General features: G+C 26.9%; 19 protein-coding genes and 1 pseudogene. 9 read left to right on the top strand and 11 right to left on the bottom strand.

The annotated features are described in order from the left end of the window. Positions 1–5: 5 nt before the first annotated feature. On the top strand, positions 6–713 hold the full coding sequence (locus ACH5BK_RS10010) for a response regulator transcription factor (protein WP_404306959.1): 708 nt from the start codon (positions 6–8) through the stop codon (positions 711–713). Between the two features lie 394 nt (positions 714–1,107). Here the strand turns inward: ACH5BK_RS10010 and ACH5BK_RS10005 are convergent, their stop codons facing one another. The 3 genes from ACH5BK_RS10005 to ACH5BK_RS09995 all read right to left on the bottom strand — a co-directional run bounded on the left by ACH5BK_RS10005 (position 1,108) and on the right by ACH5BK_RS09995 (position 5,352). Continuing rightward, entirely contained in the window at positions 1,108–4,260 is a 3,153-nt protein-coding gene (locus ACH5BK_RS10005) for an AAA family ATPase (protein WP_404306957.1), read from the bottom strand. Positions 4,261–4,890: 630 nt separating this feature from the next. Beyond that, positions 4,891–5,079 (bottom strand): hypothetical protein, encoded by a 189-nt coding sequence (locus tag ACH5BK_RS10000; RefSeq protein WP_404306955.1) that lies wholly within the window; start codon positions 5,077–5,079, stop codon positions 4,891–4,893. Positions 5,080–5,088: 9 nt separating this feature from the next. Beyond that, a complete protein-coding gene (locus ACH5BK_RS09995; protein WP_404306954.1) occupies positions 5,089–5,352 on the bottom strand; it encodes a hypothetical protein in 264 nt (87 codons plus the stop codon). Positions 5,353–5,652: 300 nt separating this feature from the next. Between ACH5BK_RS09995 and ACH5BK_RS09990 the strand changes: the two genes are divergently transcribed. The 4 genes from ACH5BK_RS09990 (at position 5,653) to lhgO (ending at position 10,519) form a co-directional block, all read left to right on the top strand. Then, entirely contained in the window at positions 5,653–6,672 is a 1,020-nt protein-coding gene (locus ACH5BK_RS09990) for a TAXI family TRAP transporter solute-binding subunit (protein WP_404306952.1), read from the top strand. Positions 6,673–6,776: 104 nt separating this feature from the next. Further along, entirely contained in the window at positions 6,777–8,726 is a 1,950-nt protein-coding gene (locus ACH5BK_RS09985) for a TRAP transporter permease (protein WP_404306950.1), read from the top strand. Continuing rightward, the gene (locus ACH5BK_RS09980) at positions 8,710–9,306 is read left to right on the top strand and encodes a lactate utilization protein (protein WP_404306948.1); all 597 of its coding nucleotides are present in this window, start codon (positions 8,710–8,712) and stop codon (positions 9,304–9,306) included. Before ACH5BK_RS09985 ends, ACH5BK_RS09980 begins: the two co-directional genes overlap by 17 nt. Before the next feature lies 1 nt (position 9,307). Further along, positions 9,308–10,519 carry an L-2-hydroxyglutarate oxidase gene (lhgO, locus tag ACH5BK_RS09975; RefSeq protein WP_404306946.1) on the top strand — a complete coding sequence of 404 codons (1,212 nt, stop codon included), beginning with the start codon at positions 9,308–9,310 and terminating at the stop codon, positions 10,517–10,519. Here the strand turns inward: lhgO and ACH5BK_RS09970 are convergent. Genes ACH5BK_RS09970 through ACH5BK_RS09955 form a run of 4 tightly spaced genes read right to left on the bottom strand, consistent with a single transcriptional unit; the run spans position 10,512 to position 12,897 of the window. Then, on the bottom strand, positions 10,512–11,549 hold the full coding sequence (locus ACH5BK_RS09970) for a sensor histidine kinase (RefSeq protein WP_404306944.1): 1,038 nt from the start codon (positions 11,547–11,549) through the stop codon (positions 10,512–10,514). The genes lhgO and ACH5BK_RS09970 overlap by 8 nt on opposite strands. Beyond that, positions 11,536–12,180, bottom strand: a complete 645-nt coding sequence (locus tag ACH5BK_RS09965) for a response regulator transcription factor (RefSeq protein WP_404306942.1) — start codon at positions 12,178–12,180, stop codon at positions 11,536–11,538. Before ACH5BK_RS09965 ends, ACH5BK_RS09970 begins: the two co-directional genes overlap by 14 nt. A gap of 10 nt (positions 12,181–12,190) precedes the next feature. Continuing rightward, a complete protein-coding gene (locus tag ACH5BK_RS09960; RefSeq protein WP_404306940.1) occupies positions 12,191–12,436 on the bottom strand; it encodes a hypothetical protein in 246 nt (81 codons plus the stop codon). Beyond that, positions 12,433–12,897, bottom strand: a complete 465-nt coding sequence (locus ACH5BK_RS09955) for a hypothetical protein (protein WP_404306938.1) — start codon at positions 12,895–12,897, stop codon at positions 12,433–12,435. The genes ACH5BK_RS09960 and ACH5BK_RS09955 overlap by 4 nt, the downstream gene beginning before the upstream one ends. Positions 12,898–13,046: 149 nt before the next feature. Here ACH5BK_RS09955 and ACH5BK_RS09950 point away from each other — a divergent pair, with 149 nt between their 5' ends. The 4 genes from ACH5BK_RS09950 to ACH5BK_RS09935 all read left to right on the top strand — a co-directional run bounded on the left by ACH5BK_RS09950 (position 13,047) and on the right by ACH5BK_RS09935 (position 14,343). After that, the gene (locus ACH5BK_RS09950; protein ID WP_404306936.1) at positions 13,047–13,256 is read left to right on the top strand and encodes a hypothetical protein; all 210 of its coding nucleotides are present in this window, start codon (positions 13,047–13,049) and stop codon (positions 13,254–13,256) included. 137 nt (positions 13,257–13,393) lie between these two features. Next, positions 13,394–13,900 carry a methylated-DNA--[protein]-cysteine S-methyltransferase gene (locus ACH5BK_RS09945; protein ID WP_404306934.1) on the top strand — a complete coding sequence of 169 codons (507 nt, stop codon included), beginning with the start codon at positions 13,394–13,396 and terminating at the stop codon, positions 13,898–13,900. Between the two features lie 8 nt (positions 13,901–13,908). Beyond that, positions 13,909–14,112: a 4-oxalocrotonate tautomerase family protein gene (locus ACH5BK_RS09940; RefSeq protein ID WP_404306932.1), complete on the top strand. Its 204-nt coding sequence runs from the start codon at positions 13,909–13,911 to the stop codon at positions 14,110–14,112. Between the two features lie 105 nt (positions 14,113–14,217). Then, entirely contained in the window at positions 14,218–14,343 is a 126-nt protein-coding gene (locus ACH5BK_RS09935) for a hypothetical protein (protein ID WP_404306930.1), read from the top strand. A gap of 120 nt (positions 14,344–14,463) precedes the next feature. Here the strand turns inward: ACH5BK_RS09935 and ACH5BK_RS09930 are convergent, their stop codons facing one another. The 4 genes and pseudogenes from ACH5BK_RS09930 to ACH5BK_RS09915 form a co-directional block, all read right to left on the bottom strand. After that, the gene (locus tag ACH5BK_RS09930) at positions 14,464–14,598 is read right to left on the bottom strand and encodes a hypothetical protein (protein ID WP_404306928.1); all 135 of its coding nucleotides are present in this window, start codon (positions 14,596–14,598) and stop codon (positions 14,464–14,466) included. After that, entirely contained in the window at positions 14,579–15,121 is a 543-nt protein-coding gene (locus ACH5BK_RS09925) for a hypothetical protein (RefSeq protein ID WP_404306926.1), read from the bottom strand. Before ACH5BK_RS09925 ends, ACH5BK_RS09930 begins: the two co-directional genes overlap by 20 nt. Positions 15,122–15,478: 357 nt before the next feature. Beyond that, entirely contained in the window at positions 15,479–16,222 is a 744-nt protein-coding gene (locus ACH5BK_RS09920; RefSeq protein WP_404306924.1) for a hypothetical protein, read from the bottom strand. Between the two features lie 446 nt (positions 16,223–16,668). Continuing rightward, positions 16,669–17,480: pseudogene (locus ACH5BK_RS09915) on the bottom strand (type VI secretion system tip protein VgrG); the annotation flags it as partial.

Raw genomic sequence — 17,480 nt, 5'->3', positions numbered from 1 at the left:
AAAATATGAGTGAAATAATTACAAGAGTTTTATTAGTAGAAGATGAAGAAGATGCAAGAGAAATATTGGAGTTTTATTTAGATACTATTTTTGATGAAGTGAAAATCGCTTGTGATGGAGAACAAGGCTTAGAGTTGTACAAAAAATATCATGATGAAAATAAAACATTTGACCTAGTTCTAACAGATATAAAAATGCCAAACAAAGACGGCCTTACAATGGTAGATGATATAACACAATTAAATGAAGAACAAAAGTTCATCATAGTATCAGCATATAAAGATGAAGAATATCTATTTAGATCAATAGGCCTAAATGTCATCTCATACTTCGTAAAACCCTTAGAAGTAAAAACTGTAATGCAAATGCTAAAAAAAGTAAAAACAAAAGTCTTAGAAGATAAATCATCAAAACAAGAAATCTTAGATGAAGTAATAAACCTAAATCAAACTTACTCATTCAACAGAAAAACAAACCTACTATATAAAGGTGATGAACTAATAAACCTATCAAAAAAAGAAGTCTTACTAATACAAGCACTAATCACAAATATAAAAGAGATAAAAACAAAAGAGTACCTAAAAGAGTTCATTTGGAATGACCCCAATACCTCAGATGCCACAATGCGTACAGTTATCAAAAGAGTAAAAGATAAAGTAAGTGATGATGATTTCATTGTTTCTAAGAAAGGGCTTGGGTATATTGTGGAGTAAAATTTAACCCTCCAATAAAAATTAGAAAATATTAATGTAAATAGTTTGCTTAATCTTCTCTATATGGTATTCAGATCTTTTTTAAAAAATTGACTATTCCTATTTTAAATTGGTCTTTAACAATTTTATAGTTAGTAGTATTGTTTGAGGGCAGATTAGATGATTCTTTAAATTTACGATTTAAGAAGTCATTTTGTTGTTCAAAAGGTCCTAGAGTTTGTGAGATTCTCTAAATTCTACTTCTTGAACATTTTTGGGAATAAATTATATCTCTAAAAAAAGGTTATAAAGCCAGTAAGTGAGATTTTCTAATTTTGTTCCAGAATCTAGAGGTTACTGTGAATGGTCCACTTCACCAACAGTTTATCTGTTCGGTGCTAGGGGGTTGTTGTACTTAAGTTATTTTTCTTTCAAATAATGGATTAAATGTATTTGTTCTTTTCCATAAAATAGGTAAACAGTTATTTGGACATGTATCTGGGAAGACTACTGTGGCTTGACAATTTCCGTATCCTAAAGGGTTTTTACTAATTAATTCTTTTCCTTTTTCCCAACATAAATTTTCAGCTTCTTTTCTTTTTTGTGGATTAGTAAAAATTTTAGATGTGTCACTAAAGCATTTATCGTTTTCTGTTAAAGGTTCGTGAATGATAATTTTTATATTTTTAAGTTTAAGTTTTATAAGTGCATTTTCTATTTTTTCTTTACCTTCAAGAAAACCAGTTATAACACCTATAAAAATGTAAATATTTTTGGTAAAAACTTCAGGATAGTTAGTTTTAATTTTTTTTATATTGTCTATAATATTAGACCCCGAACCTATAAAATCATCAGTAAAAACCAAAAACTTTATGTTATTATCATTTTGAATCTTTTCCAATATTTTATTTGTTTCTGTAGTGTTTTTTTGTAATATCATATTTTCATCTGCAAAATATTTTGCATACTGTGTGCTACTTTTTCCCAAGTTGTCAAGATTACTAACTAAAACATTTGTTATTTTCTTCCCTGATGAATATGTAATGCTTGGTAGTTTTTCATCAGCAATATAGCTTTTTATTTCATCAAAAATTCTTTTCATAATAATTTTAACATTTGATATATCATAGTATGTACAGTTTTTTACTATATCAAAAATAATTCGTTGATTTATATTATTTTCAAACTGTTCAAGATATGCCCTGATATCATCAGTTGTTAAAATTTTTCCATTATATGTAATTTTATAATCTTCTATAAATTCTTTAATTTCTTGAGAATTAATTTTAGCTTCTTTTTCTTCTTGTTTTCTACGCTTAATTTTTTGTTCATCAGATAAAGTCATAATGATTTTCTCTGTTCCATATTTTAGTAACCAATCCTTAAAGAAATTTATTCTGAATTTATATAAATCGTTATTTTCTATCAAAATTTTTCTATCAACAAATTCTTTAAGAATTTTCTCTACTTCATTTGCATCAAATTCGTTAATCAACTGATCTTTAATATGCATTTGAGTTAATGATTTATTATTCTTATGAAGCATTGACAAAGCCAGTAATACACTTCTTCTTTTATATGATATTTCTTCTTCTTTGTCATTATCTTCTCTAATTCCATCTTCCCAAAAATGAGAGAATCTTTGTGTTTCAGTTTTTTGTAGAGATCTTTTAATTGCTTCATCAACTTCTATATTTGTAATATGAGTATCTTTTTTATTAACTGCTAAATCTAACATTTCTTTACAGATAACATTAGTAAAAAAAGGATTTCCAGCCGTTTCATTGTATATCTTTTCAATTGCTTCATCAGTAATATCAATAAAATCCTGAACTGGTTTTTGAACTAACTCTTTAAATTGTTGCCAATGTTCTTTATCAAAGTAGTCAACTCTACATGAGTCAAACTTGTTTAATTGTTCTCCTTGAATGCTAATTATAAAATCAATTTTTTCACCACCGACTAAAATAAAACTATAAAATGATTTGTTACTTAAACTTCTAATTGTTAAAAAAAATGCATCTCCAATAGAACTTCTTTTATAAAGTTCTGATGATATTTCATCAAATTCATCAAAAATAAAAACAATTTTTTTATCTTCTAACTCATAGCTTACATCATCTAAAAAATCAACTATTGGCTGTATAGAATCATCAAATTTAGGTGTTTTAATATCAATAAGTTCTTTTCTATACTCTCGTTTAAGATGTTTGCAGATTTTATTTCCTAGGTTTTTAATTGTATCTTGAAAAGTTGTTCCAACACTATCGCCAGCTTCTATATAAATAATAGAAAACTCTTCTTTTTCCTTTTCTAGTTTTGATTTTAGTGCTTTTGCTATAGATGTTTTTCCAACTCTTTTTTGACCATGAATATAAAAAGAGTTAATATTTTTTTTCTTTTTTAATCCCTTGTATAGTTCATTTAAGATATCGTCTCTACCTATTAGTTCATCTTCGCTATCAACTGCTTCAATCGAATAAGGATCCTTCTCTTGCAGTTCACTCCAATCTATATCAATTCTTTGTGCACTAAATAATAGTTTCTTTTTCTTATATAGTTTTTCTTGATTGTAGTTTTCCCATTCAACTTCTACATTAACATGCATTTGTTTTTCATTAGATATAACTTCAGCTGTAAATTCTAAGTTAATTGTTCTTTTTCCTTCAAGTTTTCCAATGTGTTGTTTTTTACTTATTAGATTAATATTTTTTGATGTACCAGTAAGTGTTACTTTTGCATTGAAAGCTTTACCTGTTTCAATATTTTTAAGTTGAACTATTAAATTAAACCTCGTTCCTATTGGAGACAATAATGGATATCTTTTACCTGAGCTTGAAATAATAATTTTTGAAGGCTGAGAATCAGGGTTTTTATCAAAGTCTTTATTAATCAAATTTAAAATTTGTTCTAAAGGTTTTAAAATATACATGTTATTGTATTCTGAATCCATATTTTTACATATTTCAATGTTTGTGTCTAAAAGATTTTTTATTTCCTGAAAGGTTTTTAAATTAGGTTTTTTTTGATAGTTTTCCAAGCTTAGAAATATATTGCTCATCTCATTTTCAAAAATATTTTTTTCTAAAAAAGGTGTAATTATTGTTTTATACTGCCCATTAAAATATTTATAAAAATCTTGCTTGAATTTTTTTAACTTTTGTAAGCTATCTATATTTAATTTTATTGATTCTGCTTTTTCAATAAACTCTACTAGTTGTGCTAGTTTTTCATACGTTTGTGTTTTATTATTTATTTTGAGTTTCTTATATATTTCATTTGCAAATATGTCATCAAAGAGTTTGACCATTTCTATTTTAAGAGTTGAATTTTGATCAATAATATTTTCATGATTTTTATAAAATCTCAACAAACATATCGCTAAAAAACTTCTGTCAGATATTTTTGTTGTATTTTGTAATAATTCTAATATATTTTGATATTTTGGTAAATTTAAATGAAAAGAAATAGCTTCTGATAATTTTGCTAAGGGATCTTCATTGTTATTTGATATAGCAATACACTTGCTAATTATTGCTACTGGACTTTCATCGCTTTTTAAATTCATTTTTATCCTTTTATTTGCACAACTATTTATTAATCACGCATTATATGCAAAATAGCCTGAGAATCAACAAATAACATACACTAAAATGTTATATATTGAAACATCTACAAAGACCTTAATTAAGGTAAATGTAAAACTTTTAGTAAAAATTACTGTAAGTATAAATATTTTTTAAGTAATTTTAACTTTTTGATATAGTTTCTATGTATGTTTAATATCGATATTTAGATGATAATAGTACATTGTGTATGTATATTATGGTGATATCGTGATAAACCTGCAAAATGTTAAATATATGGGGGTACAACAGTGTGTAAAACTTGTTCTAAAGATGAACTATAAAAACAAGTTCAACAACCTGTAATATTTGGCACAAATTTGACTAAGTAATATTAAGTATGCCAGAATTCTAGGACTATCAGTTGCTGACACAAAACTCTAAATAATCTCTTTATTTGTCATAATATTCTCCATTTACTACTTAAATATATTAGAAATAATCTAAATTAATTTTATATGTTTTTAATTTTTTCTCTCTATGAAGAAGTTAATGAATTATGTATTTAAAAATTTTACTTAAACTGCAAAATCGCAGCAATAATCAAAAATCCTACACCCCATTACAATAAACTACATAGACTTTTCTTTTCTAAGAATTGTTTCATCTACTTCAAACACTGCTACAGATTTTAAAGCTCCATTTTCTTTATATTTTAGAAACTTATAACCTTTCTTTACTAATTTTATTTTTCTTTTTTCTAATTCTTTTTCTCTTTGCTCTTTACTAAAACCACCAATTACAATATTTTTCTTTAGCACTTTTTACCTTTAAAAATCAAGTTTGATTTTATTAGAAGCGAACTGATGTATAAGCATCTGAATTAGTGTTTGATAGGGGATAGAGTTTTCTAAAGCTTTCTTTTTTAGTTCATAAATATCATTTTCATTTATTCTTATAGAGATTGCTTTTTTCTTTTGATTTTTTATATATGACTGTAGCTCTTTTAATTTATCCTCTTTGTTGTTTTTACTTTCCCATTCTCCATTTTCAACACTTTGTAAAATATCTTTTTCAAATTTATCAAGAGTCATTTTTAGCTCCTTTATTATATTTTTATTGTCAAGTCATTTTATCATTTAAATTTTAGAAATACTGTTTTCATGACAAAATGTAATAATTTTATATTTTAAAATATTATATATTCTTGTTTATTAAGTAGATGTTGATTCTATAAAGTTTCAAAAGGAACAGTTGTTTTATATATAAAATATTATAAAAACCCCTAAAATAGGTGTCTTGAAAACAAATTTATAAATTTGAAACAATTTTGAAACAATTTTGTTTCAAAATGTGTTATACTTCTTCTAGTACAAAAACTAAGGAGAAATAAGATGTCTAAAATATCAATCTTAAAAAAACTTTTTGTTACATCAGCAATCGCAGCTACGATGATTACTGGTGCAAATGCAGCAAAAAAAGAGTCTAAGTATGTAATCGCAACGGCAAGTACAGGTGGAACTTACTACCCAGTAGGTGTTGGTATTGCTACTATTGCTTCACTTAAATTAGCAAAAAAACATAAAACTACTTTTTCAGCTATTACATCTGCTGGAAGTGGTGAAAATGTTGATATGCTTCAAAAAGGTGAAGTAAATTTTGCTATTTTACAAGGACTTTTTGGTTCTATGGCATGGCAAGGTAAAGCTAAGTATGATGGTCAACCTAAGAAAAACTTAAGATCTATTACTATGTTATGGCAAAATGTTGAGCAGTTTACTATAAGAAAAGAGTTTGCTAAAACAGGAAATATCAATGACTTAAAAAATCTTTATGGTGAAAGATTTTCAATTGGTGGAAGAAGTTCTGGTTCAAGGGTTTCAGCAGAAACTATTATGAGTTCATTAGGAATTAACTTTAATAAAATGAATATTCAGTATCTAGGATACACTCCCTCATCAACTGCTCTTCAAGATGGTAAAATCGATGGTATGAACACTCCATCAGGACCTCCAACATCAGCAGTTACTAATGCATTTGCTTCTATTGGAAATGATAAAATTAGAGTTTTAGATTTCAATGAAAAAGATTTAAAGAAAATCAACGACAACTATCCTGTATGGACTCCATTTACTATCAAAGCTGGAACATACCCAGGTCAAACAAAAGATATCAATACAATCGCACAACCAAACTTATTAGTTGTTACAAAAGATACACCAGAAGAGACTGTTTATCTTTTAACTAAAACGATTTATGAAAACTTACCATTTTTAAATAGTGTTCATAAAGCTACAAAAGCTATGAGTTTAGATAAAGCAATTTCAGGTCTTCCTATGCCTCTACATCCAGGTGCAGCAAGATTTTATAAAGAACAAGGTATTAAAATCCCAGCTACTTTAATAGCAAAATAATTTTAAAAAACAGACATACTAAAAGAAGGCTTCTTCTTTTGGTGTATGGATTATATAAGTAATTATAAATTGTTTATGTAGTTTATATATTTTAGGAAAAAAAGATGATAGAAATAAAATACTTTAAAGAAATCACTTTTGTTTACGCAATTTTTATATCATTATTTCATTTTGGTATAAATATTTGGGGTGGATTAAGTGATTTATGGTTCAATTCAGCGCACTTTGCACTTTTGGCTTCACTTGGATTTTTAACTTATGAAGCAAGTAAAAATGAAAATCAAGTTTCAATTTTAAATCTAATCTTTACTATTTTATCATTATCTACTTTTATTTATATGATGGCTTTTGAAGAGAGTCTTTATGCTGTAGCAAATGGTCAAATGAGAACAAGTGATTTAATAGTAGCTTCTATGACAATTGTTTTAGCTATTGAGATGGTTAGAAAATCAACTGGTTATGTAATTCCTGCTATTATCGTGTTTTGTATTGCATATTTGCTATTTCTAGGACAGCATTTTGAAGGGGTGTTTGCTTTTGGTGGAATGACTGTAGATAGATTTTTATATAGAATGTTCTATACAAATGAAGGTTTATTTGGTCCAATTGCTACTATTTCTTCTACTTATGTATTTATGTTTATTTTATTCGCTGCTTTCTTACTAAAATCAGGAGCAGGGGATTTTATCGTTGATGTGGCAAATGCAGTTGCAGGTAAATATACGGGTGGAACTGGTCATGTTGCAGTTATCTCATCTGCAATGATGGGAACTATTTCAGGTTCAGCTGTAGCAAATACCGTATCAACTGGATCAATTACAATTCCTATGATGCAAAAAGCAGGATTCAAATCCAAGTTCGCAGCAGCAGTTGAAGCAGCAGCAAGTACTGGTGGACAAATCATGCCTCCTATTATGGGTGCAGGGGCTTTCATCATGGCTCAAATGACACATATTCCTTTTGTTACTATTATTTCTGTATCGATTTTACCTGCTATTTTATACTTTGCTTCTATTGCATTTTATATAAATATCCATGCAAAAGAAAACGATGTAAGAGGGGAGCGAAGTGATGTAAAAATCCTACCAATTTTGCGAGAAGGTTTTCATTTTATTATTCCTCTTTCTACTTTAGTTGGATTGTTGATTTATGGGTTTACTCCTACTTATGCAGCTGGTATTGCTATTGTTGCTATTATCTTATCTTCATATCTTACAAAAAATAAAAGAATGGGAATAAAAGAGATTTTAGGAGCTTTAGCACTTGGTTCTCAAAATATGATTGTAACAGGTGTTTTACTTATTGCTGTTGGTATTATCGTAGGTATTATAAATATTTCTGGTATTGGGATTACATTTTCTCAATTAATCATGGAATGGTCTGGTAACTCACTTTTAATCGCAATCGTGTTAGTTGCTATTGCTTCACTTATTTTAGGTATGGGATTACCTGTAACTGCTTCTTATGTTGTATTGTCTGTACTTTCTGCTCCTGCTTTAGTTGGTCTTATGTTAAGTCCTGAAATGGTAGCTTTAGTAAATGCAGGTATTCAAATCCCTGAGGTTACTATGTATCTTCTATCAGCACACTTGATAATTTTTTGGTTATCACAAGATTCAAATCTTACACCACCTGTGTGTCTTGCAGCATTTGCAGCAGCTGCAATTGCTAAGACACCACCAATGGCAACAGGTATGACTTCTTGGAAAGTTGGTAAGGGTATGTATATTATTCCATTGCTATTTGCTTTCACACCACTTATTAATGGTACTTGGTTTGAGAGATTTGAAGTATTTGGATTTGCGCTTATTGGTATCATGGCATTCTCTATTGTGATGGAAGGATACTGGGATAAAAAGATGAGTATTTTAGAGAGAGTTGTATTTGCTATTGCAGCTGTACTTTTACTTACTCCTGATAGTACATTTGGTCTTGAGAGTTATTTAGGTGTGATTCAAAATACACATATCTTAGGATTTGGAATCTTTGCTGTTTCTATAATAATGCACAAAATCTTATCAAAAGAGGAGCGAACTTATGCAAAAGCTAATTAGTACACTTGAAAATTGTGGTTATAAAGTTCATACTGCAAAGGATAAAAATGAAGCTTTAGAAATATCGAAGACTTATATAAAAGAGGGTATTTCTGTAGGTCTTGGAGGTTCTACTTCTGTTGGTCAGATTGGATTATTGGATTATTTGGTAAGTAATGAAGATATCACTTTATATAATCAGTATGAAAAAGGTATCTCAATGGAAGAGAATACAAACAGAAGAAGACTAGGGATGTTAACTGATTTGTATGTTACAGGTACAAATGCTTTAACACGTGATGGAAAACTAGTAAATGCTGATGGTAGTGGAAATAGAGTTGCTGCTATGATTTTTGGACCTAAAAAGGTTTTGGTAATTGTAGGAAAAAACAAGATTGTAAACTCTGTGGAAGAGGGCTTTGATAGGGTTATGAATGTGGCAGCTGTCAAGAATATCGATAGAATGAACTCTAAAGCAATTGAGATGGGAAAGGAACCAAGACATAATAAAGACAATATCGCAAATAAATTTACTTATATAAAAGCAGATGAGAAAGATAGAATAGTATTGATTTTAGTAGATGAAGAGTTAGGATTTTAAGATGTATGATTATTTGATAATTGGGGCTGGAATTATTGGTTTAAATATTGCTAAGAATTTAAAGCAGAGATTTCCTCAAAGTAAAATCTTAGTAATAGAAAAAGAAAAAGAAGTTGGCTTTCATAGCTCTGGGCGAAACTCAGGGGTTTTACATGCAGGATTTTATTACACTGCAAACTCACTAAAAGCAAAGTTTACAAAAGAGGGAAATGCAGCTTTAAAAGAGTTTGTTAAAAGTAGGGGATTACAAATCAATGAGTGTCAAAAAGTAGTAGTTGCTGTTAGTGACGAAGAAGTTGAGGGATTAAAAGAGCTTAAAAGAAGAGGTGAGGTAAATGGTGTTGAACTTCATTGGTTAGATGAAGAAGAACTAGCTGAACTTTATCCAAATATTAAAACCCATAAAAAAGCTTTATTATGTCCAAGTACAGCAACTGTAAATCCAAAAGAAGTCACAAAAGAGTTTGCTAAAGTTATTGAAGAGATGGGAGTTGAGTTAATCTTAGATTGTAAATATATCTCATCTAATAGTAATGTAGTTACGACTTCTCATGGGGATTTTCAAGCTAAAAAAGTAATAAATTGTGCAGGGTTATATGCTGATAATATTGCTAGAGATTTTGGTTTCTCTAAAGATTATGTAATTATTCCATTTAAAGGGATTTATCTAAAAGATAAGAAAAATCAATCTAAACTTCAAACAAATATCTATCCTGTACCCAATTTAGAAAATCCTTTCTTAGGAGTTCACTATACTTTAACAGTAGATAATGAATCTAAGATTGGACCAACAGCAATTCCTGCATTTTGGAGGGAGAACTATAAAGGGTTTGATAATTTTTCATTAAAAGAGTTTGTTCAGATTTTGTATTATGAAGCAAAACTGTTTATTACAAATGCTTTTGGGTTTAGAAGTCTTGCTTTTACTGAGATGAGAAAGTACTCACTTGCTCACTTAAAAGGTTTAGCACAAGCACTTACAAATAAAAAAATGGATCATAAAGGTTTTGATTCTTGGTCAACTCCTGGAATTAGAGCGCAGTTATTAAATAAAAATACATTAGAATTAGTACAAGATTTTGTTGTAGAATCAGATGAAAACTCTGTGCATGTTTTAAATGCAGTTAGTCCAGCTTTTACCTCTTCTATTCCTTTTGCGAATTGGGTAGTAGAAGAGCATATTTTAAAAAGTAAAGAATATAAGATTATTTAGGGAATAAAAGACTTATCTTTGTTCCCACTGATACTTGGCTTTTTATATCAATAGTTATTTCTAAGAGATCACATAGCTTTCTTACTATACTCATACCAATCCCAAGACCATTTTCATTTTCTTTATAATATCTTTGAAATACCTTATTTACATTTTTTATTCCTACTCCAGTATCTTCTATAATAAGGCTATTATCTTTTATAGTTATGATTACTTTTCCATTTTTTTTGTTATATTTACAAGCATTTGTAAGAAGATTGTCTATGATTCTATCAACTGCATTTTTATTGCTTTTAATAGTTAAATCATTTTGTTCTTTTTCAAAACTTACTCTTGGATATAGTTTTTCTAAAAGTTCTATTTTATTATCAACTAATTCTTTTATTGATATTTCTTCATCTTTTATGATTTGTTTGGGATTTATAAACTCTAAGTTTTTATATAAAGATGAAATAGTTTTAGCACTTAATTCTATTCTTTCAATCTCTTTAAAATCACCTTTTCTTCTTAGAAGTTTTGTATTTAAAAGAATTGAAGTTGCAGGAGTATTCAAATCATGAATTAAGTCTTTTAAAAATGTCTCTAATAAATTTACAGCTTCTTTCATAGGTCGTATTGAGTACATAGCAAAGATTATTGATATAAGAAGAATAAAAATAAAAATAACAATACTAAATTTAAATATTTTTATTAAAAAGTTATCATAAACTTTTTGATATTTATTTTTATCATAAATCACTTTTAACAAATAAGGATTTTTTGATGGGGTTTTAAAGTATGCACAAAGCCCTTCTTTACAATCATAAAGTTTAAAAGTCTCTTTTTTGTTGGTATATTCTACAATATCTAATGAAAATTTATCACCTTGAAAATCAAAAGTATAATCTTTCATTTGATATAAAATATTCTCTTTTATATAATTTATTCTATCTTGATGGTACATATAAAGTACGATACTTGAAAAAATAATAAGAGGAATAAAAAATAAAAAGGTAGTTGTTAATAGATATTTTTTTTCATAGTTCTTCAAGTTTATATCCTATACCTTTTATATTTGTAATATTTAAATCAAATGTTTTTTTTAGCTTACTTATCAAAACTCTAAGGGCTGTACTTGATGGTTTATTCATATATTCAAAAAAACTATCTTTATTTACAGTTATACCTATGTTTCTTATTAAAAGTGCAAAAACATCTTTTTCTACATTTCCTAAAGTAACTTCTTTTTTATCTTGAAAAACTCTATTTTCAAGTAAATCAAAACTTATATTTCCATAAGAAATTGTTGGATTTCTTCTTTTTAAAGTAGCTTTAACTCTTGCTAAAAGTTCATCAGGATCAAAGGGCTTTTTTATATAATCATCACAACCACAATCAAAGCCTTCAAGTGTTGACTTTGTATCAATTAATGCTGTTATAAAAAATGTAGGAGTATTATCTTGTGCATCTCTTAGAAGTTTTAAAGTCTCTTTTCCATTTAGTAAGGGTACATTTATATCAAAAAGATATAAATCATATTTTGAATCATAAGTTGCTTCAAGAACTTCTTCTCCATCACTTACTAATGTTACTTCATAATTTTCTTCTTCAAGTAAATCTACCATACTACAAGCAAGAACATTATCATCTTCAAGTAAGAGAATTTTTAGTTTATTATTCATTTTTCTTACTTTAATTCTCTATTTTAAAAGCTTTAGAAGGAAGTTTACTTTTTGCTTTTATAATTGCATTTGATTCTTCTTGGGCTTTTTTATTTTTGTTTGCTAATTCTAATTTGAGTTGATTAATTAGCTCTTTTTTTTCAATAGGGTTTTTTGTTTGATTGATTTTTAGAAGTAAATTATCAATCTGTGTTGTCTGAGAAAAAGAGCTTGTACTTATGAAAAATAAAAGTATAAAGATTAAATTTTTTTTCATCTTTTTAGTTCTCCTTCAAGGCTTTTTATTTTTGATTTTATGCTTGAAATTGGATGAGTCTTGTATTTTTTTAAATTGCATTCATTCTTTTTTGCTGTAGTATAGTTTTTATCATAAGCTTTTATTGCAGCATTTATATTTTTGGCAAAAACAGAGGGTGAATTACTTTGTACTAAAAAAAGTTGTGCTTTTGCACCTATTATATCTTTTTTACTAAAGTATGCTTTTTCAAACTCATTTAAAATATAGTTTTTAGCATAAAGCATATTTTTTCTGTGTTTATTACAATATTTGTACGTGGGCTTTTTTATTTTTATAATAGATTTACTTTTTTCTACTTTCTTTTCTTCGATTGTTTTTTTTGTAGTTTCTTTATTTTGTATAGTTACTTCTTTATTTAAACATCCCGTGAACACAAAGATAAAAATTATGCTAAAAAAAATCTTGAAAATATTTGACATTTGTACCTCTTGATATACTTTATAATATTGTTGAAAAGATGAAAATTATAATAGAAAACATATTAAACATCAAATTAAAATCAAACTTACACTTAACTAACACTTCTTGTATATACTTTCATCACATTAAAAAATAGGAGAAATTAAAAATGAAAATTATCGTAAAAAGTTTAGCTTTAGTATTAGTAGGTCTTACAAGTTTAGTTGCACTTGAAGTAAATGAAAAAATGAATAATGAGCAACAAATTGTAAAAGTTAAAGTTAAAAAACAAATGGAAGAAAAAAAACAAGAAGCTAAAGATATTAAAGAAAAAGAAGATGATAAGTTAAAAGATTTTAAAGACTCTATTAAAAAATAAATCTTTTTATTAATTAAATAATTCTTTATAAAAAAGCTAAGCTTAAAACCTATAAGCTTAGCTTTTTTACATAACTTACATTTGACTTTTGATTATTTTTATAGGTATTATTGTTTAATAAAACTAAGGAATAGTCAATGAGCATTTTTGTACAATATTTTAAAAATAACTTCACTGAATTTATAGTAGGCTCTTATGATAATAAGATTTGTTTACTAGACTATAGATATCGTAAAAATAGAAATACGATTGATAATAGAATGAAAAAATATTTAAAGACTGACATTGTATTTGAATCAACAGATATTATTGAAAAAGCCATCGTTCAGATTAAAGAATACTTTGAAAAAAAAAGAAAGACTTTTGATTTACCCTTACTTTTTGTAGGTTCAGATTTTCAAAAAAAAGTTTGGACAGCACTTGTTGAAGTTCCTTATGCTCAAACCTCTTCATATTTGGATTTGGCTAAGAAAATTGGAAATGAAAAAGCAGTAAGAGCCGTAGCAAATGCAAATGGAGCAAATGCACTCTCTATAGTTGTTCCTTGTCATAGAATAATTGGAACAAATAAAAAACTAACAGGCTATGCCGGTGGCTTAGAATTAAAAAAGAAACTTTTAGATTTAGAATCAAGTAATAAATAGGAGAAAAAATGCCAATAATAAACGTAAAAATGACTCATGAAGATGATGGAGCAACAAAAAAACAAAAAGAAGAATTGTCTAAGAAATTAACAGATGCTTTTGTTGAAGTTTTTGGAAGAGGTGAAAAAACTTGTGTTGTAACTATTGATGAAATATCAACAGATAACTATGCAATAGGTGGTAAGACTATTACTAATATAAGAAAAGGGTGAGCCTATAAAAGAATAATTGGTTTATTAGCTATTAGCCTTTTTTTTAATGCTAATACTTCAAAAGAAGATAAAATAGAAGAACTTTTAAAAATTACAGAAGATAATATGGTATTTGTAAAAGGAGGTTCTGTTCATACCTCGAATTTAGATGCTATGACTTTTAATAGACATAAATTTATATCAAATGTTAGAATAGCTACGTTTAGATGTGTTTTAAATCTTAAAAAATAACTCTCTAAATGAGCCTATGCTTTCATCTATAAAATAAATACTATTACTCATAGCTACGATATTTTTATATCTTTGATATCTAATTTAAAAACACCTAATGATAATAGTATGAAACTCCATTTATAAACCCAACAATATTACTTCTTGATTTTCTCTTGCCATAAATTGACTATTATAACTATTAACTGATTGCATATTTGATACTCTTAAGTATGTTGATGTTATTGTTTTTTGTTTATATTTTATTTTTTTCATTATTATCTATTTTTAATCTGCCATTATAAATAGTCATACCTTCTTCTTTTTCGATTTGTTTAAATATAGAATATAATGCAGATTGCTTTGTTATTAATTTCATAATTTCTGGGATAATAAAAAACATTAAATATATTGCAAAATATATCATCCCATTTCCTCCTGTACCACTTGAAGCAAGTGCTGCCAATACTGGAAGTGTAAAACCAAATCTCATCATAAAGCTTACAACCTTTTCAGCTATTTTTGTTAGTTCTGGTTTGTTTTTTTCATCTTCTTTTAAATCATATTGAAATAACTTATCATCAATGTTAAAATAATAATTATTAATTTCTAATCTTTTTTTTATTTTTGTATAGTGCTTTTCTAAAATATATTTTTTCCATCTATAGTAATAATAATGATAATAATAACAAATAATAATGATAAATGACATATAGTAAGCATAGATTGTTGTTACTTGAATATTATTAATGATAAATAAAGAAATTGGAGCAATAGAAATTATACCTAAAATTGACAAATGTTGATTAATTGAGGAAAAGAATAAATAGGATAATGTTTTGAACCTTATATTATAAGTATTCTTAAAAGATAAAATACTTATAAATGGTATTAAAGTTAAATAAACACAATATATATAATATATAAAAATAAATTGATTAAAATTTATATTAGATTTAATTTTAAAAAGGATTATAGAAATACAAAAAACAGAAATAAAAATTATAAACAATGGTAAAACAAAAAAATTGCCATATTGTACTTTTACTGCATTAGTAATAAGTTTTCTACTTAACTTAATATTAGTATATGGATTTTTAATAAATAAACTTAATACTTTTTCAAATTTTTCCATTAAAAATACCTATAATCATTTTTAATAAGGTTTAGAATAAGGAACACTATAACCTCCTGTATAAATAAAATAGTCGAAGCCTCTATATAAATAATCTAAAAATTCTTCAAGAGATTCTTTTGGTCCCTCTTCTACTGTCTCAATTTTAAATTTAAATGAAGATTGAATTTCATTTATCTTTTTCTGTGAAGATGTTGTCCAGCCATATTCATCATCTGCTATGTTTAATCCTGCACCTGCAAAAACTGAAACTGTAGCACCCATTGCAAAAACTGCCAAAGCGGGTAATATTGTAGTTCCAAATAAGAATAAAATACCTGCTACAGCTAACGTCCCAACCCAATAAGCAATCAAAGCTTTACCAATACCTGTTAAAAGATTAACTGCAATGTCTGTAAAATCAGCTTTACCATCTTTTGTAGTAAAATAATCTATCAATGAAAATGCTGAACTTATTAAAACAGTTATTTTTGTTCCATTTACTATTGAACTGTAAGATACTATATCTTTAGCTGTTACTGCAAAAGCTCCGACTTGTGGATTTGTTAAAAGATATTTTGTACCTTTTAATGTTTCTCTTAGTCCTGAAAAACCTTTAAGTATAACATAAGACTTACCTTTTATTTCTTTAATATAAAACTTTAATCCTTTAATATCTTTCCATATCCCATCTTTGAGAGAAGAAAACTCTTGTGAAACATCGCCTATTACTCCATATATTACATTTCTATTTTCTTTAAAGAGTATTATAAATTGTTCTTTCATATCATCTGTTATAGTATATACCTCACTTCCTAAGGTTTTAAAATATTCATTTGTTGTTTGAAAGAATGTAAGATTATCCTCTTTTGTAAATTTTTCTTCCTCTTTTTGTATATTATCTTTATCAATAACTATTGGCTGTTTGGGTTGAACTAAAGCAAGAGTTATTTCATCTTTACTTTTATCTAAAACAGGAAACCTTAGAGTATTTTTTCCTTCCGTTTCTATACATATATTCCCAATAAATCCACTATCTATTTCAAGTAAATATGGCTCTTTTGCTTTAAATTTATATGTAGATGAATAGTATTCATTATTACATTTTATTCCTACTCTTTTTTTATTAGTTTTATCCTCTTTTTCAAACCTTATTTTATATGTATCATATTCTGGTAAATCAATACATATTTTTACTACTCTTCTTTATGGAGAATAACCTTGTTTTACTTCTAACTCTCCCATTTAAATTTTCCTTTTATTTCTTTAATTATAGATTCATTTATTTCATTTTTTGAAATAATATCATCTAAGTCAAATATTGCTTCTAGTTGTGAATTTTGAACACTTATTTGTTTACTTTCCTTTGCTAATACTTTCTCTTCAGCTCCTAATATAAAACAAGTAGCTTCAACACTTTTCCCGTCTTTTAAACTTGTATCAGCTCTTAATATATAGTCATCTTCATATATATTATTAAGGTAAAAGTTTTTAGAATCATCTGCTCTTAGATTTATTATATCCCCTGTATATTTTACTTCACTTCCACAAACCCCACCATTGCCACTATTTTGAGTATAGTTTGGAGTTTTGAAGTGTATACCACTTCCATCTATTGTAAGTACATTTCCTCCACATTTCAAAGAAACTCCTGATGTTGTTTCAAAGTTTATTTCATTTGTTGCTTGATACAACATATTTGATGTGTCTATATGAAAGCCTTCTTTTATATCTACTCCCATTTTTTCTGCTATTTGTATAAATAAACTTTCCAAGTATTTATCACTTACATCTCCTTCTATATATTCTAGAAGTGTATTTTTTATTGTTGTTTTTATATCTGTTTCTATTATGTCTTTTTTATTGTTTTTAACTATTGTTACAAAGTCTTTATTTAGAGTCTGGGTATAATCTTCTAAAACAGAAGTAAGTTTTTCTTTCTGTATCGTCGAAATATGATTATACTTTACATTCTCATTTAAATCTTTCCCTACTGTTAAATTTGAATTCTCTTGTATCGTCTCCTCTTTATCTTTCTGTACTA

Source organism: Arcobacter sp. YIC-80 (assembly GCF_044841725.1).
Taxonomy (GTDB): Bacteria; Campylobacterota; Campylobacteria; order Campylobacterales; family Arcobacteraceae; genus Arcobacter_B.
Note: the sequence above shows the minus strand (reverse complement) of the source record. Positions and strands in the feature narration are given on the sequence as shown.

Bases quoted from the DNA above. Each gene is read 5' to 3' on its own strand.
- ACH5BK_RS10010 (WP_404306959.1), top strand. From the start codon at position 6: ATGAGTGAAATAATTACAAGAGTTTTATTAGTAGAAGATGAAGAAGAT.
- ACH5BK_RS10005 (WP_404306957.1), bottom strand. From the start codon at position 4,260: ATGAATTTAAAAAGCGATGAAAGTCCAGTAGCAATAATTAGCAAGTGT.
- ACH5BK_RS09995 (WP_404306954.1), bottom strand. From the start codon at position 5,352: ATGACTCTTGATAAATTTGAAAAAGATATTTTACAAAGTGTTGAAAAT.
- ACH5BK_RS09990 (WP_404306952.1), top strand. From the start codon at position 5,653: ATGTCTAAAATATCAATCTTAAAAAAACTTTTTGTTACATCAGCAATC.
- ACH5BK_RS09985 (WP_404306950.1), top strand. From the start codon at position 6,777: ATGATAGAAATAAAATACTTTAAAGAAATCACTTTTGTTTACGCAATT.
- ACH5BK_RS09980 (WP_404306948.1), top strand. From the start codon at position 8,710: ATGCAAAAGCTAATTAGTACACTTGAAAATTGTGGTTATAAAGTTCAT.
- lhgO (WP_404306946.1), top strand. From the start codon at position 9,308: ATGTATGATTATTTGATAATTGGGGCTGGAATTATTGGTTTAAATATT.
- ACH5BK_RS09965 (WP_404306942.1), bottom strand. From the start codon at position 12,180: ATGAATAATAAACTAAAAATTCTCTTACTTGAAGATGATAATGTTCTT.
- ACH5BK_RS09960 (WP_404306940.1), bottom strand. From the start codon at position 12,436: ATGAAAAAAAATTTAATCTTTATACTTTTATTTTTCATAAGTACAAGC.
- ACH5BK_RS09955 (WP_404306938.1), bottom strand. From the start codon at position 12,897: ATGTCAAATATTTTCAAGATTTTTTTTAGCATAATTTTTATCTTTGTG.
- ACH5BK_RS09950 (WP_404306936.1), top strand. From the start codon at position 13,047: ATGAAAATTATCGTAAAAAGTTTAGCTTTAGTATTAGTAGGTCTTACA.
- ACH5BK_RS09945 (WP_404306934.1), top strand. From the start codon at position 13,394: ATGAGCATTTTTGTACAATATTTTAAAAATAACTTCACTGAATTTATA.
- ACH5BK_RS09940 (WP_404306932.1), top strand. From the start codon at position 13,909: ATGCCAATAATAAACGTAAAAATGACTCATGAAGATGATGGAGCAACA.
- ACH5BK_RS09935 (WP_404306930.1), top strand. From the start codon at position 14,218: ATGGTATTTGTAAAAGGAGGTTCTGTTCATACCTCGAATTTAGATGCT.
- ACH5BK_RS09930 (WP_404306928.1), bottom strand. From the start codon at position 14,598: ATGAAAAAAATAAAATATAAACAAAAAACAATAACATCAACATACTTA.
- ACH5BK_RS09920 (WP_404306924.1), bottom strand. From the start codon at position 16,222: ATGAAAGAACAATTTATAATACTCTTTAAAGAAAATAGAAATGTAATA.